The following is a 14,389-nucleotide window of genomic DNA, read 5'->3' on the forward strand; positions in this document are numbered from 1 at the left end:
GTCGAGCGCGGCGTCACGCGAATGCCGGCCCGGCGCTACAGCGACAGCCGCACCGACAGCGTATACGGCGCGGTCACGCCGACGCCCACGAAGTCGGACCAGCCGTCCTCGTTGAGGTCGGCGAGCACGAAGCCGCGGACGTAGCCGATGCCGAACCCGGGCACTTCGGGGGCGACGATGTCCCCGTCCGCCTCGATCGTGCGCACCAGCGTCTCGCCCTGGATGCCGGTGTAGACCAGGTCGGGCCGCAGCTCGTGGATGAGCGAGCCGACGGCGAGCTGTTGTTTGCCGGGCCCGGGCAAGGAGCTGACCACCGGGGCCTCCCACGCGCCGCCGCCGAGGTTCTCCACGTAGCGCAGCGCCGCCGTCCCGGCCTTGTCGGCGGCGATGATGTCGTTGTCGCCGTCGCCGTCGACGTCGAGCGGCACCACCGGCATCGCGCCGAGCAGCCAGTTGTTCGGCACCAGCTTGCCCAGGTAGGTGAAGCCGCCGAGGCCGTCGCTGCGCAGGCGGTGCGGCTGTTCGACCGTGCGGTCGGTGGCGACGATCACGTCGAGGTGCTCGCCGTCGTAATCGCCGGTCGTCAGGTAGGGCGTCCACGAGCTGTAGATGATGTCGCCGATGAACATCGTCAGCGGCTGAACGCTGTACGTCCAGCTGCTCGACCCCGCGCTGGTGATGCTGCTCAGGCGCTTGGGGGTGATGTTGCTGACGCCCTGGTGGATCGCCACCGCGTCGAGATCGCCGTCGCCGTCGAAGTCTCCGGTCGCGAGGTTGGTCCCCACAGTCGGCCCGCTGGCGAACGACTCCTCGACCACGAACCCGCCCGCGCCGTCGCCGAGCAGCAGGTCGATGCGCGGCGCAGCGCCGGCGAAGCTGACCACGAGGTCGGGCAACCCGTCGGCGTCGAAGTCGCCGAGCGCCGCACTGGTCGGCGGATCGACGGCCGTCACCACCGGCGCCGCGAGCCCGCCCTCGCCGTCGCCGAGCAGCACCGCGATCCCACCCGCGGCCCCCGGCGCGATGACGTCGGCGTGCCCGTCCAGGTTCACGTCGCCGGCGAGCAGCAGGCTCGCCCCCGGCACCTGCACGTACGGCACCGGCGGCGCGTAGCAGGTCTCCACGTCCGGAGCCACGAAGGTCTGGACGCACGCCGGCTCCCCGCCCGTGGTCGTGTCCTCGTCGCCCGTGCTCGTGCTCGTGTCCGTGCTCGTGCTCGTGTCCCCGCTCGTGCTCGTGCTCGTGTCCTCGCCGCTCGTGCTCGTGCTGCTCGTGCTCGTGCTCGTGTCCCCGCTCGTGCTGGTCGTGCTTGTGCCCCCGCCCGTACTCGTGCTCGTGTCCTCGCCCGTGCCCGTGCTCGTGCCCTCGCTCGTGCTCGTGCTGCTCGTGTCCTCGCCGCTCGTGCTCGTGCTGCTCGTGTCCTCGCCGCTCGTGCTCGTGCTGCTCGTGTCGTGACTGCACGTGGTGGTCGTGGTCTCCTCGCCGGTGCTGGTCATGGGCTCGCCGTCGCAGGCACACAGCCCGAGGAAGATCCACCCGACATGCCGGATCGCAAGTTGCTTCGTTGCCATCACCATCAGTGATGCGCCGGCCCGCCGGCCCTTACAAGGCCGCGAGACTCACCCCGAGAGATCTGACGGATCGCCCGGCCTGCGGCCATATCAAGAGTCTGCCCCCGACACTCTCGCCGCTCACCGCCGCCCGCCCGGGCGGCCACGAATGACATACACGCTAAAACATGCCTGAATGGACAGGTTCCTACGAAGATGTTGTAAAGGACATGTCCATTCTTCACGAAGATACGCCGCCGCAGGCCGCGGTCCCCCCGAGCTGGCGCTCCAGCGGAGCATGTGTCGCGCGGGCTCCCAGGGCGGCGACATCCTCCGTCCCATGAAGAAGCCTCGTTCCCGCGCGTGCGGATCGGCTTCGGCTCCGACGCGCTCGAGTTCGCCGACGGCGGCGGCGACGGCCTGCGCGACCTCGTCGAGGCCCGCTCGTCTGCCGGCGGACTCGGGATCTTCGCCGCGGGAGCGAGCCCTGGCCGATCGGGAAATCGCCGACCACGTCGCCACAGCTTGCGACGACGTGGGTGGGGGTCGTCGTCGGTACCCGCCGGGAGCAGTTGCCGGTCGAGGTCCTCTCCCCGCGCCGGTTTGGCTGCAGCTCCTTCGAGAGGCGGCCATCGCTGATCCGGCGGCTGGACAGGGCTCGACGTCTCGAGCGGCGATTTCTTGTATAAGACCCATCAGCACATGCCTTCGCCACTCCGCCTCGTGTTGCTGCTGAACGATCGGCAGATCGATCTCCCCTTCGACAACGACGGCAAGGCCCAGATCCTCGCCGTCGCCTTCCGCGGCGCGCCGGACAAGACAGTGAACGTCCGCGTCGCCTCGCCGGAGCTCGTCACCGTCGACGTGGCGAGGGAGGTCGCGTGCGACGGTGGCAAGGGCGGGCCCGGGCGACTCAAGCTCGGGCCGGGCTCGATGGTCGAGCTCGGATCTGCGGTGGGCGTGGTGTTGCCAGCGTCCGGCGAGCCGCTCGCGCCGCGGGCCTGGTGGGCCCAGTGGGCCAAGTGGATGGCGGAGTCGAGCCCGGGCGCGTTCCTGCGGCTGGCGGCGCTCGGCGATCCGGGGCTGCTCAAGGCGGCGTTGACGAGCGCGGCGAAGCTGTCCAGGGAGGCCGCGGCCGCGGACCAGCCGCTGTTCGCGGCGCTCATCGAGGCCGGCATGAGCATGCGCGACGCGAAGTCGAAGAAGGCCGCGCTCGCGGCGGCGAAGGGCAAGGAGGCGCTGCTCGGACCGCAGGGCCAGGCGCTCCTGGCGAATGTCCAGCAGGACGCCGACGCCGCGGCGCAGGCGAAGGCGGCGGCCATCGCCGCGTTCATCCGCGACACGTCGCCCGAGCACGACGGCGACGCCGGGCAGCCGACCGTGGCGTGGGACCTCGCCGAGGTCGAGGCCGACCGCGGCCACGGCTGGTTCCGCGGCGCCTCGAGCCTGCCGCTCGAGCAGCGCCCGCGCTCGGCGATCGACGGCGAGCCGCTGACGCATCTGTGCACGTTGCTGGTGCCGAAGGAGTATCGCACACGCGGCCCGGAGCAGGTCGCGCTGGCCGTGTTCCAGGAGAAGAAGGAAGGAGCGCGCCAGCAGTCGCCCGCCTCGGCGCATCCGCGCGAGGTCCGGCTGGAGGACCACATCGGCGGGGACTTCGCGCTGGTGTGGCTCACCGCCGCGGAGCTGGGGCGCGGCCCCGAGGGCACCGGCCACCGCTGGGTCGAGCTGCGAGCCCGCTTCGACGACCCGAACGTCGGCAAGCCGACCAATCGCCGCGGCTACAAGAAGCCGACGGAGGAGCTGCTGGCCCGCTGCGCCCGCAATCACTTCGGCGGCACCGCGCCGTCGTCCGAGACCCGGCAGCCGCCGCGCTACCTGCACCTCGAGGAGTACGACATCAAGGCGAACTTCGGCGGAGATGATGCGTACATCGACCTCGACACCCCGGCGATCACCTGGGGCGAGGATTGAGCGCAGGGTCGTCGGGCCCGACGCTCTCGCCGCTCACCGGCGCCCCCGCCGGGGCGGACATGCACGATAAGACATGCTTGAACGGACATGTTCCTTCGAGCATGTCCTTTTAAAAAGAATGTCGATGCTTCACGGCGATGGACAGCCCAGCCTCGTCAGCGAGCGGACCACGATCTCGTCGCGTGGCCCGTCGGGGAAGCGCTCGCGGTGGGCTCGCCAGTGGACGCAGGCGGCGGCGGTGTCGCCCAGCTGGCGCTCCAGCAGCGTGCCGATCTCGAACGACACCAGCTGGCGCGAGCGGGCCGACCAATCGTCGGAGTCGGCGGCGCGCAGGCGCTCGACTGCCGCCTGATAGCGGCCCTCGCGGCGCAGCCCGGCGACCTCGGCGAGCAGCTCCGACACGCCCGAATCGGCGGGCGGCGGGGCGACTGTCGGGCCTGCCGGCCGGCGCCGCGAAGCGGGCGAAGCGGGCGGAACCGGCGCTCGCGGAGGGGCCGGAGGCGGCCACGCGAACTCCTGCCCGCCCGCGAGCGCGACGATCGATCCATCGGCCGCGCGTACGCGCAGCTGGCCCTCGAGCAGCGACACCCTGCCCTCCCCGTCGCGCTCGCGGACGATGAAGCGCGTGCCGACCACCTCGATGTCGATCGCCCCGGCGATCACGTGGAGCGGCCGCCCGGGCCGCGGATCGACCTCGAACAGCACCTCGCCGGCGCGCACGGTCACGCGGTCGCCGTCTCGCTCGAGCGTCGCCGGGGCCCACGCGCTCACCCGCACCCCGTCGCCCGCAAGACAGCCGCCGCCGTCGAGGTGGAGCGCGCCCGCCTTCAATTCGTCGCACTGCGGCAGCGGCGGCGCCACCACCTCCGGGGCCGCGCTCGGCGGCGCCGCGACCTCCCGCCGCGCGACCGCCCCGAGCTCGCCGCCCTCGCGCCGCTGAAGCAGCAGCGCGGCCATCAGCGCCGCTCCGGCCGCGAACGCGATCATCGGCCACCAGCGCAGCCGGGCCCGCAGCGACCGGGCCTGGGCGTGGCGCGCCAGCGCCTGCCGCACCCGCTCGCTCGCCAGCGGCGACATGTCGCGCCGGGCCAGGGCCTCGTCGACCGCGCGGATCTTCGCAATCACTTCGGGCTCGCGGTCACTCATCGAGCGCCTCCTCCAGCCGCGCGATCCCCCGCGCCAGCAGCTTCGACACGTAGCCCTTGGAGAGCCCGAGGATCTCGCACACCTCGCGCTGCGACTTGCCGTCGAGGTGGCACATCCCGACGATCACCCGCTCGCGCGCCGGCAGGGCCGCCAGGGCCGAGCGCGCGCGCTCGAGGTCGCGGCGGGCGAACACCTGCTGCTCGGGCGAGCTCTCGGCGCCGTCGTCGCGCGCGAGCAACCACCGCACCAGCGGACGATTTAAAAATGCATCGCGCCGGAGCTTGCGCAGGCAACGATTGCTCGTCACGCGGTACAGCCAGCCGTCGAGCTGCTCGGGATCGGAGAGCGACGGCAGGCGATCGAGCAGGGTGAGGAACACGTCCTGGACGATGTCCTCGGCCCAGGCCTCGTTGCCGAGGCCGTAGCGCATCGCCAGCTGGAACACCTGCCGGTGGTGCCGGCGGTACAGCCGATCGAGCCGCGCGGCGACGTCGTCGTCGCGCCCGACCTCGTCGATCACGCCGACCTTCGACGCCGCGGTTCGACCGCTCATCGCCGACCCCCACGCCGCAGCCGAACATCCCAGCCGACCCCGGCCTCGAGCCCCAGCATCAGGCCCGAGCGGCGCCAGCTCGTGCCCGTGTCGTGGACGTGCACCCAGCGCCCGCCCGACCACCCGGCGCGCAGCCCCGCGAACAGCAAGGCGCCGCGCCGACCGAGCCAGCCGAGGCGCACCGTGGCGCCGGCGCTGGTACCGACGCGGGTGTCGCGGACTCCGCCCGCCTGCGCGTAGTGGTGCAGGTGCGCGCCGGCGAACAGGCCGAGCGCCACGACCCCGCGCTCGCCGACGCCGATCCGCCAGTCGAGCGCGGCCGTCGGCACCACCTCGACGACGCGCAGGGCCTCGCCGCGCGACGGTACGACGATGCAGTCGATCGCCCCGCCGAGGCCGCGTCGCCGACCGGCGCGCACGCCGAGGCCCACCGATCCATCGACGGGCCCGCCGGTGCGTGCCATCATTCCCCCGTGCGCCGCGAGGGTGAGCGTCCATTCGCGCGAATCACCCGACTGCGGTGATTCGACCGGCGGCGACTGCGGGGATTCGCGCCTCGGCGCCGCCGGCGGAATGGTGGCAGTCGCTCCTCGCCACGGCACCGGCGCGGGCACCACCGCCTCGAGCGCCGCGGTCGCGCCGGCGAGCAGCAGCTCGCGCCCGCGCGCGACCGTCTCGCCGGCGGGAATCACCGCCGCCGATCCCTCCTCCGCGCAGCCGCGATCGCCCGCGACCACGTGCACGCGGGCCTCGCCCGCCTCGCCGACGGCGACGCAGAGGCGGCGATCCACGGCGCCCGGTCGGCGCGTCAGCGCGAAGCCGCGACCGAGCAGGCCGCGCTGCAATCGCTCGCGCAGCTCCGGGTCCGCCGGCGCGCCAGTCAGCTCGATCGCCACCGCCGCCTGCGGCTCCGCCGGGCCCGGCTGCACCTCGTCGACCAGCGCCGTCGTCAGCTGCTGGACCTCCAGGCTCACCAGCGCCGGATCGCCGGCCGGCACCGTCTCGATCCGCTGCGTCGCCCCGCGCGTCTCGACCGTCGCCCCCGTCGCCTCGAGGTGGACCCACACGCGCACACCGGCGGCTCGCCCGGCCGGCACCACGCGATAACCATCCTCGAGCAGGCGCGCGCCGAGCCGCTGCACCAGCGCTTGCTCGAGCAGCTTCGCCGCGCCGTCGTCGACGGACGTCACGCGCAGCTCGACGCTGGTCTCGGGCGGCATCGGCGGGGCGAGGAGGGTGGCGAGGAGCAGGAGCACGAGGATCGCGGTCCCGGGTACTTCATGCCCGAGCCGCCGCGAAGTTTCCTCGCCGCGTCATTTTTTTCGCCGGCCCGCGGCGACCGCTCCGCAGGAAACTCCGCTGCCGGCGGGGACTGATCCAGGGCATGATCCACGCACCCCCGCTGCTCCTCGTGCTCGCGGTCGCGCTCGTCGCGCCAGCCTGCGACGCGCTCCTCTGTGAACCCGTGCCCGACCTGCCTGGCAACCAGAGCGCCGAAGACCTCGCGGCGTGCCCCGAGCTCCCGCCCGGCGTGGCGCCGATCGAGGGGCTCGCGGTCGCCCGGGCCGTCCGGCGCTTCGACGGCCTGGTGCTGACGATGTCGACGCGACCGCTGGCGTGCGGCGAGCCGGCCTCTCAGCACGGCTACTGCACCAGCGACGACGACCTCGGCCTCACCCTCGGGATCCCGGCCGAACAAGCGGTGCCCGGCGTCTATTCGTTCCAGAGCCCGATCTACGTCGAGTACGAGACGCCCGGCGCCAGCGTTGCCGGCGGCGGCGGCGAGCTCTCGCTGGCGAGCGTCGAGCTGTTCGCAATCACCGACACCTGCGTGACCGGCCGGATCGTCGGCCTCGTCGACCAGCACGGACCCTTCGACGGCGGCTTCCGGGCCCCGAGGTGCACGCCATGATCGCGCGTACGCTCGCCACCTTCTCGATTGCGGCCGCCTGCGCCCTCGCCTGCGATCCGCCGCAGTGCATCGACGGTCCGGTCCAGTCGCCGCTCGACACCGCCGCCTGCGAGGCCCCGCCGGTCGCCGTCGATCCGCAGATCGCCGCCGCCCACGCCGAGCGGCTCGAGTCCGGCGACCTCGTCCTCACCTGGACGTCGTTCGGCCTCGAGTGCGGCACGCGGGCCGCCGACGTCGAGCTCAGCGACGAGTGCGAGCGCACCGGCTGGGCGTTCACGGTCGAGATCCCCGCGGCCCTCGCGGTCGTCGGCGCGATCGACCTCGACGCCCACCCGGAGGTGATCGGCACCATGACCGTGATGGGCAAGAGCGGCGGCGGCCAGACCGGCACGATCGGCGACGAGCCGTTCTTCACCGGCCAGCTCGAGCTGACCCACATCGACGCGGACTGCGTGACCGGCGTGCTGCACGGCTTCGGCTCCGGCATCCCCGACCCCACCCTCGGCGGCCCCGAGCTGAACGGCGGCTTCCTCGCCCCGACCTGCTGACGAGGCGATCTCGAGCATGTCCGAAGGGACATGTCTCTATCGACATGTCCTCGACGCTCCCCCGCGCCGCGCTCACACGGTCGCGGCGTCCGGGAGCTGCCGCACGGGGTAGATGTACAGGCTGCCCTGCTGCGCGAACAGGTTGGCCCATTGGCCCTGGACGTTGCCGGTGCGCGTGGTCGTGATCGTGGTCGTGTCGGTCTGCGTGGTCCCGACCGTGTTCGAGACGGTCTGCGTGACGGAGGTCAGCGTGAGCGGGCCGGACACCCAGGTCCTGGTGCGCGGATTGGAGAACGCGCCGGTGTCCGTGGTCGGGGCGACGACCGGGAGCGGCGCGACGGGGATGTCGATGGGTGCCTGCCCCGGGGGAGTGACCACCGTCGTGTCGCTGGTCACCCTGCCGGCCGTCAGATCCGTCACCACAGTCCGGGTGATGACGGACTGATCGTTCACCGCGTACGGGCCGCCCGGATCGGGCACCGCGGCGGCGGTCACGATCGCCGCGAGGTTCGTCCAGTTGTTGTCGAGCTTGCGCTGTACGAGCGCGAGGGCTGCTCCGCAATCACAGCAGTTGCCCGCCGCGTATTCGGTATGAGGATGCCCCGTCGGGCACATTCTCCGCGGGTAGGCCGCCACCGCGTGGCCCTTCGGACAGGCACCGGCGAACCAGTGGGGGTTGTTCGGGCACTGATACCAATCCACCGTCGCCGTCGCGCACGTGGAGCACGGGCCCGGGCCCGCGATCCACGGGTGGGTCGGGCAGGCCTGGCCGCCGACCGTCCCGGCAGCGCCGCACTCGGAGCAATTCGCGCTCCAGCCCTGGTGAGGCGTGGTGCATTGGTACCACTGCTGCAGCGCCGCCTGACAGCGCGTGCAGTGGGTCCCGGTCTGGTAGTGCGGGTGCCCCGCCCCGCACTCGTAGTGCTGTTGTGCGCAGTGGATCGGCGAGGGTCCGGCGATCAAGTTCCCGTGGTGCGGATGGTCGGGGCAGCGGTAGTTCCCGACGAACGTGCCGGCCTGCGGGGGCGAGCCCGTACGGCCGTCCACGTTGAACACCAGGCCGTTGGCGACGGTGTAGATCGGCCCCTGGGCGATGGTCATGCCCCACGAGGGGATCAGGTGGATCTGCGGCACCGCGTCGCCCGGCGTCGCGTTGCCGGCGTACGTGTTGAGCCGGGCCGACAGGTGGTCGAGGCAGACCTCGATCCCGAAGTTGATCCCCGCCATCGTGAACAGCGAGCCGCCGCCGAGGCCGCTGCGGTTCTGCTCGGAGGTGCCGCCCGTCGCCGAGGGATTCCTGTCGGTGCTGTAGACGTCGATCGAGCCGGCGGTCGGCAAGATGAAGCGCTCGCCGGTGCCGTGAATGTCGGCGAGGTGGGTGTTCAGGCCGCCGTAGAAATCGCCGTCCACGTCCGGGTGGTGGCGCCCGAGGAAATCGATCGACGAGACGTAATCCTTGTACACCAGCAGGTCGCGCTGACCGCCGGGGCTGGTCCCCCCGCGCTGGACCAGGGCGATGTTGAAGATCTCCGTGGTCAGCGGCTCGACGAGCTCCACGGCGCCGTTGGCGAGGAGCGGAGAGCCGTTGAGGAGCTCCAGCTCGTACTCGTCGGCCGCGATGAAGGTCGAGCTCCAGATCCGGGCGGAGTTTACGCCCTGGACCAATTTCCAGCGCACGGGCGTCTGCGCTCCCGGCTGAATCCGGCCGCAGACGGCCACGGAGGACTTCTGGTGGCTCGGCAGCGCCGGGTTCGCCTTGACCCGGACCCGCTGCGGAGGCCCGCCGGCGACCGCCGTGATCCGGAGGTTGTGGCGCTCCTTCACCATATCGCCGTGCTTGAAGTAGCCGATGGCCGTGCCGTACACGAACACCCAGTCGTCGTACTGCGCCTGACTCGCCTCCGCGAGCATCTGGGCCGCGATCTCCTCGACGATCTCGTTGGGGTAGCCGCCGCCCTGGCCGCGGAAGTAGAACTCCGGGGCCATGAAGACCTTGAGCACCGTGGCGCTCGCATCGACGTTGGTGGTGTCGGCCACCGCGGCGCGCATCGCCTCCTTCATGACCTCGCACCGCGCGATCATGTCCTCGCGATCGTCCGCCTCGCCGAGGTAGGTCGCCATCACGTTCGGAGTCGTGGTCGTGCGATTCGTGCCGGTCGGGGTCGCGTGGAAGCCGATGAATTGCACGTGGGTGTATTGCGTGAGCGAGAACGACGCAGTCGCCCGCGCGCCGACCACGACCTTCGCGCAGGTCCGTCCGGCCTGGTCGGGCGCGAACTTCAGGGTGGCCGCGGCGAGGTAGGTGGCGAGCGGCTGGCCGTGGATCGTGAGGATCTGGATCGTGTACTGGGCCGCGGTGAGCCCCTGGACGAGCAGCTCCTCGCGCTCGGGGCCCGTCCGGGCCTGCGTCGTGTACGGGCCTGTCACGGCCGTCGTGGTCATGTTCTGCAGCTGGAACGTCACCCGGCCGCCCACGGCGGCGCCGTCGTGGCGGACGACCTCGACCAGCAGCTCACCGACCGCGGCGACCGTGATCGTGCAAGTCTTCGACCTCGGCGGATCGGTGCCGCGGGTGATCGTCGCCCTGGCCGTGTAACTCGTGTTGCGATGGAGGATGAAGCCCTGGATGTGATCGGCAGGATCGCTCACGTCGCCGCGCCACGCCTGCGCGTTGTCGACGTTGTGCGCGTGCGGGAGGCCGCCGAGAGTGTGGATGACGGTGGCCTTCGTGGGGTGAAGGATCTCGATGCGCGCCGCGGTGACGACGCCCTTCGGATCGTGGACAGTGAAGTGAAAGTCGGCGTCGGTGACCCCCGGCGCGACCGTCCCGTTCGTGGCCGAGAACACGGCCAGGTCGTAGGCGCTGGCCTCGAGCGCGACCGCGCCGAGGCCGCCCGTGCTGACGATGTCGAGGATGCCGGTCTGCAGCGCCTGCGCGCTGTCGGGCGCGGCCGTGACGCGGATCGTGGCGGTCTGCTGCGGGAGGATCGGGGCGCCCGGGCGGCCGTCCGGCGCGGCGAAGATCGTCGAACCACCGCGCACCGCCACGTTCGTGACGACGAGCGGCGAGTCGCCCACGTTGCGCACCGTGACCGTCAGGTCGGTCGGCGGGGAACCGCCGAGCGGGACCGTGGCGAACACCAGCGCGCCCGGTTGCACGTCCAGGATCGGGCCGATGCACTTGCCGGTCACGCGGCCGAGGACCGCCCCTCCCGGGTCGTTCGACGCGAACCGGAGCTCGCTCGTGAAGCTACCCCGCCCCGGCGGCTTCAGCCGGACGGTGAAGGTCCGCGCCTCGTCCTTGGCGATCCCGCGCATCGCCGTGAACGTCGGCTCGAACCGCTCGGCGTCGCCGCCCTGCAGCACCACGTCGAGGACGTCGAGCAGCGAGCCGTCGTCACCGACGTTGCGCACCGTCACCTGCGCCATCGTGGACTTGTCGGTCTCGCCGTGGAGCAGGACGATGTCGGTGAAGGCGATCGCGTCCACCTCGAGCTGCGGCCGCAGGCCCGTCCCCGTCAGCGAGACAGAGTTGTCGAGGTGATCGGTGTCGGTGGACGGGAACGTCAGCGCCGCGCGACGCTTTCCTCGATCGCCGGGTCTGAAGGCCAGCGGGAGCGCTCGACTCTGCCCCGGCGAGAGGGTCCATGCGACCTGCAAGTCGATGTTCGTCCCGAAGTCGCTCGCGTGCGGGCCTCCGGGCGCGAACGGCCCCACCGTGAGCGGCGCCGTGCCGATGTTCGCCAGCACGAGCTGCTGCGGCTGTCCGCTCGTCTTGCCGATCGTGACCCCGCCGAAATCGTCGATCGGACCGATCGCCAGCCGCGGGCGGATGCCGACCCCGACCACGCGGACGTCGACCAGCGGCCGCGCCGGATCGTTCGACGCCACCTGCACCACGTCTTCCTCGTCGCCCTCGAGCGTCGGCGTGTAGCGGACCAGCGCTCGCGTCGATTCGCCGGGCGCGAGGCGCGTCCTCTCCGCGGAGCCCGGCTTGAACGCCGCGGCCTCGACCAGGCCCCGCAGCCGCAACGGCGCCTCGCCCACGTTGGTGATCCGCAACCACTTCGTCCCCGCCCCGTCGAGGAGGACGGAGCCGAACAGCAGCGCCTCGTCGACCTGGATCTGCGGGGAGATCCCGCGCCCGCGCAGGTCGATCGTGACGGAGGGCCGCAGCGGATCGTCGCAGTCGACGACGAGCTGCGCGGTGCGGACGCCGTCCTGCGTCGGGTGGCAGCGGACCCGCACCACGGCTCGACCGCCGACGGCGACCGTGGAGCCGTCGGCCGGCGCGGCGACGATGGTGAAATCGTGGGTGGGCGCCGCGAACGCGATGCGGTCGAGCACGAGCACGTCGCTGCCGACGTTGTCGATGGCGACGGCGAGCGGCTCCTCCTCCTCCTCCGAATCCTCGTCCTGGCGCTCTCGCACCACCGTGTCGAAGTCGAGCAGGGTCATCGTAGCGATCGCCGGCGCGACGACGTCGATCCAGCAGGTGGCGCGATCGGTCCCGTTCGGCGTGGTGTAGTCGACCCGGACCTGCGTCGAGCCCCGCGCCAATCCATCGACCGTGAGGGTGTCGTGATGGACGACGGTCTGCACGACGCCCATGACCCAGCCGCCCGCACCGCGCCACACGTATTGACCGCCGTCGGGATAGCCGACCGCGTGGAGCGTCGCCGACGGCGCCGCGCCGCCGTGCCGCGGCAAGCGGAGCCGCACCCGCGGCGACTCCCGAATGTACACGACGACGGGCATGACGATCCGCCGCTTCCGCTTCCGGACACACGGGATCACGCCGTCGGGCGGCACCTGCGGCAGGCCGTCGGCCCGCTTGTACACCTCCTCGATCTTGCGCTTCACCCCGAGCGAGACCTGGCTCCCGGAGCTCGAGCCCTTGACCTCGCCCAGCAGCGCCGGCAGCCGATGCTCGTCCTCCAGGTCCTCGCGCTGCAAGGTCTCGGCGGCCCACGGATAGCGCGGGTCGGTGTCGAAGCCGCGGCCGAGCCCGTTCATGAAGGCGATGTACCGGCCGATGTCCTGACAATTCACGAGCCCGTACTGGTTCGACTTCTTCGTCCCGGTCTGCACGACCTCGCGGGCGACCTCTTCGCTCCCGGGGGCGTCCTTCTCGGGCAAGCTCTCCCGCGCGAACTCGACCAGCTCGCGGTCGTTCTGGCTGTTCAGGGCCTCGAGCTGCACGGGGCGGATGCGGATCACGGCCGCATGCTACGGCATGCGTCGCAGCAGCTACAACGCCGACCGGCGCGCTCGCACGTCCGGCCCCGCGGCCGCACGGGGGCGACTCCACGCATTCGTGGATCTTCTCCGCAATGGCCCGAGGGCGAAGCTCCCACCGGGCCGGCTGCGACGATCCCGGAGATCCCCGCGGATCCAGATCGACCGTCGCCGGCGCGCCCATGCGAGTATGCTCCCGGCATGCGACTGCGGCTCGGAGAGCACGGAGGGCGATGGCTCGAGCTCGACGACTGGTACGAGCCCGGCGGCGACGCGCTGCGCTTCGACGACTGCGAGCACGCGCTGCAGCTCCTCGGCGGCCTCCACCAACCGGCCGCGCTGCTCGCCTTGCGAACGCGGCTCGCCGAGCGCCACCCCGGCGCGCACCGCCTGGACGACGTCGCGGTGCTGCGGCAGATCGCCGAGGCCCTGCACACCGGCGCCCTCGCCGTGCGCGAGCGGGCCTATCCGCGGTACAGCGCGCGGCTCGAGGTCGAGGTCCTCGCCGCGGCGCGGGTCGTGCTGCCGGCGCCGCCGCCTCGCATCGCCGAGCCGTCGTCGCTGGAGCCCCTCGCGGCGGCCGGCCCGGAGCCGGCCCCGTTGCCCGCGATCGAGCCCGCCGCGCAGGTCCGGGCGCTGCGGGAGGCCGCCCGCAGCCGCGCTCCCTTCTGCGAGATCTGCCGGCTCACCGGCTCCTGACGCAGAGTCATAACCTGTCCTGAAGGACAGCCACGCTCACGCCCCCGCGGGCCCGCGCCGCGACTCGACCGCGAGCTGACCGTGGGCGTCGCGGCGGAACACGTCGACCACCTCTCCCTCCGCTCGGAAGGCGTAGAACGCCTCGATCGGGCCGAAGAACGGCCCCAGCTCGGCCGGGGTGCAGGTCGGCAGATACGCGGACAGGACCTGCGGATCGTAGAAGCGGAACATCACCTGCCGCGCGTCGGGCAGCTCGACGGTGAGCAGCCGCCGCAGCTGCTTGCGCACCCGCTGCAGGTCCTCAGGGCCGTGGAGAAAGATCGCCCAGGCCGATCCCCAGGCGACGTCGAGGACCTTTTGCGGCCACGGGCGCCACGGATCGAGGCGGACCAGGTGCGGCGCGACCTCGTCGAGCACCGGCTCGCCGCGCTCCTGGAACAGGCTCACGAAGGGCTCCCCGGAGCCCGCGAGCTCGCGCAGCACCTCGCTCGCGGCCGCCGCGTCGTACACGGCGAACAGCGCCCCGTGATCGGGCCGGCGGTGCCACGGCCCGGGGGCGTAGGTCGCCAGCGTCCCGGTGTCGCCCATCCGCCGCAGCTTATGCGAAGCCGACGCGGCCTGTCACGCGCAGCCGTGAGCGGTCGCGAACGCGCCTCACGTCGCCCCGCGAGCCGGAGGCATCGCCTCCCCGCCGAGGCTGGGGTCGTGCGGTCCGCCGCGAAAGCGCCGGCCGCCGCACGCTTGCCCGCGCCCGCGGACCCCGGCCCGT

10 protein-coding genes are annotated in these 14,389 nt (G+C 72.2%); 4 read left to right on the forward strand and 6 right to left on the reverse strand.

Annotated features, from left to right (window positions below; genetic code table 11):
• Positions 1-35: 35 nt before the first annotated feature.
• On the reverse strand, positions 36-1,571 hold the full coding sequence (locus O0S08_RS33925) for an FG-GAP repeat domain-containing protein (protein ID WP_269033578.1): 1,536 nt from the start codon (positions 1,569-1,571) through the stop codon (positions 36-38).
• A 681-nt stretch (positions 1,572-2,252) separates the two neighbouring features.
• Here O0S08_RS33925 and O0S08_RS33930 point away from each other — a divergent pair.
• Positions 2,253-3,524 carry a hypothetical protein gene (locus tag O0S08_RS33930; protein ID WP_269033579.1) on the forward strand — a complete coding sequence of 424 codons (1,272 nt, stop codon included), beginning with the start codon at positions 2,253-2,255 and terminating at the stop codon, positions 3,522-3,524.
• 129 nt (positions 3,525-3,653) lie between these two features.
• Here O0S08_RS33930 and O0S08_RS33935 read toward each other — a convergent pair whose 3' ends face one another.
• Genes O0S08_RS33935 through O0S08_RS33945 form a run of 3 tightly spaced genes read right to left on the reverse strand, consistent with a single transcriptional unit; the run spans position 3,654 to position 6,479 of the window.
• Positions 3,654-4,670: a FecR domain-containing protein gene (locus O0S08_RS33935; protein WP_269033580.1), complete on the reverse strand. Its 1,017-nt coding sequence runs from the start codon at positions 4,668-4,670 to the stop codon at positions 3,654-3,656.
• Entirely contained in the window at positions 4,663-5,223 is a 561-nt protein-coding gene (locus tag O0S08_RS33940; RefSeq protein ID WP_269033581.1) for an RNA polymerase sigma factor, read from the reverse strand. The genes O0S08_RS33935 and O0S08_RS33940 overlap by 8 nt, the downstream gene beginning before the upstream one ends.
• Positions 5,220-6,479, reverse strand: coding sequence for a hypothetical protein (locus O0S08_RS33945; protein ID WP_269033582.1), 1,260 nt, complete (start codon positions 6,477-6,479; stop codon positions 5,220-5,222). The genes O0S08_RS33940 and O0S08_RS33945 overlap by 4 nt, the downstream gene beginning before the upstream one ends.
• Positions 6,480-6,607: 128 nt before the next feature.
• Here O0S08_RS33945 and O0S08_RS33950 point away from each other — a divergent pair, with 128 nt between their 5' ends.
• On the forward strand, positions 6,608-7,135 hold the full coding sequence (locus O0S08_RS33950; RefSeq protein ID WP_269033583.1) for a hypothetical protein: 528 nt from the start codon (positions 6,608-6,610) through the stop codon (positions 7,133-7,135).
• Positions 7,132-7,683, forward strand: a complete 552-nt coding sequence (locus O0S08_RS33955) for a hypothetical protein (protein ID WP_269033584.1) — start codon at positions 7,132-7,134, stop codon at positions 7,681-7,683. Before O0S08_RS33950 ends, O0S08_RS33955 begins: the two co-directional genes overlap by 4 nt.
• A gap of 72 nt (positions 7,684-7,755) precedes the next feature.
• Here the strand turns inward: O0S08_RS33955 and O0S08_RS33960 are convergent, their stop codons facing one another.
• Positions 7,756-12,903 (reverse strand): choice-of-anchor D domain-containing protein, encoded by a 5,148-nt coding sequence (locus tag O0S08_RS33960; RefSeq protein WP_269033585.1) that lies wholly within the window; start codon positions 12,901-12,903, stop codon positions 7,756-7,758.
• Between the two features lie 219 nt (positions 12,904-13,122).
• Between O0S08_RS33960 and O0S08_RS33965 the strand changes: the two genes are divergently transcribed.
• Positions 13,123-13,620, forward strand: a complete 498-nt coding sequence (locus tag O0S08_RS33965; RefSeq protein ID WP_269033586.1) for a hypothetical protein — start codon at positions 13,123-13,125, stop codon at positions 13,618-13,620.
• A 36-nt stretch (positions 13,621-13,656) separates the two neighbouring features.
• On the opposite strand, the gene O0S08_RS33970 is transcribed toward O0S08_RS33965, so the two are convergent.
• Positions 13,657-14,208: a DUF4123 domain-containing protein gene (locus O0S08_RS33970; RefSeq protein WP_269033587.1), complete on the reverse strand. Its 552-nt coding sequence runs from the start codon at positions 14,206-14,208 to the stop codon at positions 13,657-13,659.
• Positions 14,209-14,389 lie beyond the last annotated feature (181 nt).

It is taken from the genome of Nannocystis punicea, assembly GCF_026965555.1.
GTDB lineage: Bacteria > Myxococcota_A > Polyangia > Nannocystales > Nannocystaceae > Nannocystis > Nannocystis punicea.

Coding starts and splice junctions, on each gene's coding strand:
- O0S08_RS33925 (WP_269033578.1), bottom strand. CDS start 1,571: ATGGCAACGAAGCAACTTGCGATCCGGCATGTCGGGTGGATCTTCCTC.
- O0S08_RS33930 (WP_269033579.1), top strand. CDS start 2,253: ATGCCTTCGCCACTCCGCCTCGTGTTGCTGCTGAACGATCGGCAGATC.
- O0S08_RS33935 (WP_269033580.1), bottom strand. CDS start 4,670: ATGAGTGACCGCGAGCCCGAAGTGATTGCGAAGATCCGCGCGGTCGAC.
- O0S08_RS33940 (WP_269033581.1), bottom strand. CDS start 5,223: ATGAGCGGTCGAACCGCGGCGTCGAAGGTCGGCGTGATCGACGAGGTC.
- O0S08_RS33950 (WP_269033583.1), top strand. CDS start 6,608: ATGATCCACGCACCCCCGCTGCTCCTCGTGCTCGCGGTCGCGCTCGTC.
- O0S08_RS33955 (WP_269033584.1), top strand. CDS start 7,132: ATGATCGCGCGTACGCTCGCCACCTTCTCGATTGCGGCCGCCTGCGCC.
- O0S08_RS33965 (WP_269033586.1), top strand. CDS start 13,123: ATGCGACTGCGGCTCGGAGAGCACGGAGGGCGATGGCTCGAGCTCGAC.
- O0S08_RS33970 (WP_269033587.1), bottom strand. CDS start 14,208: ATGGGCGACACCGGGACGCTGGCGACCTACGCCCCCGGGCCGTGGCAC.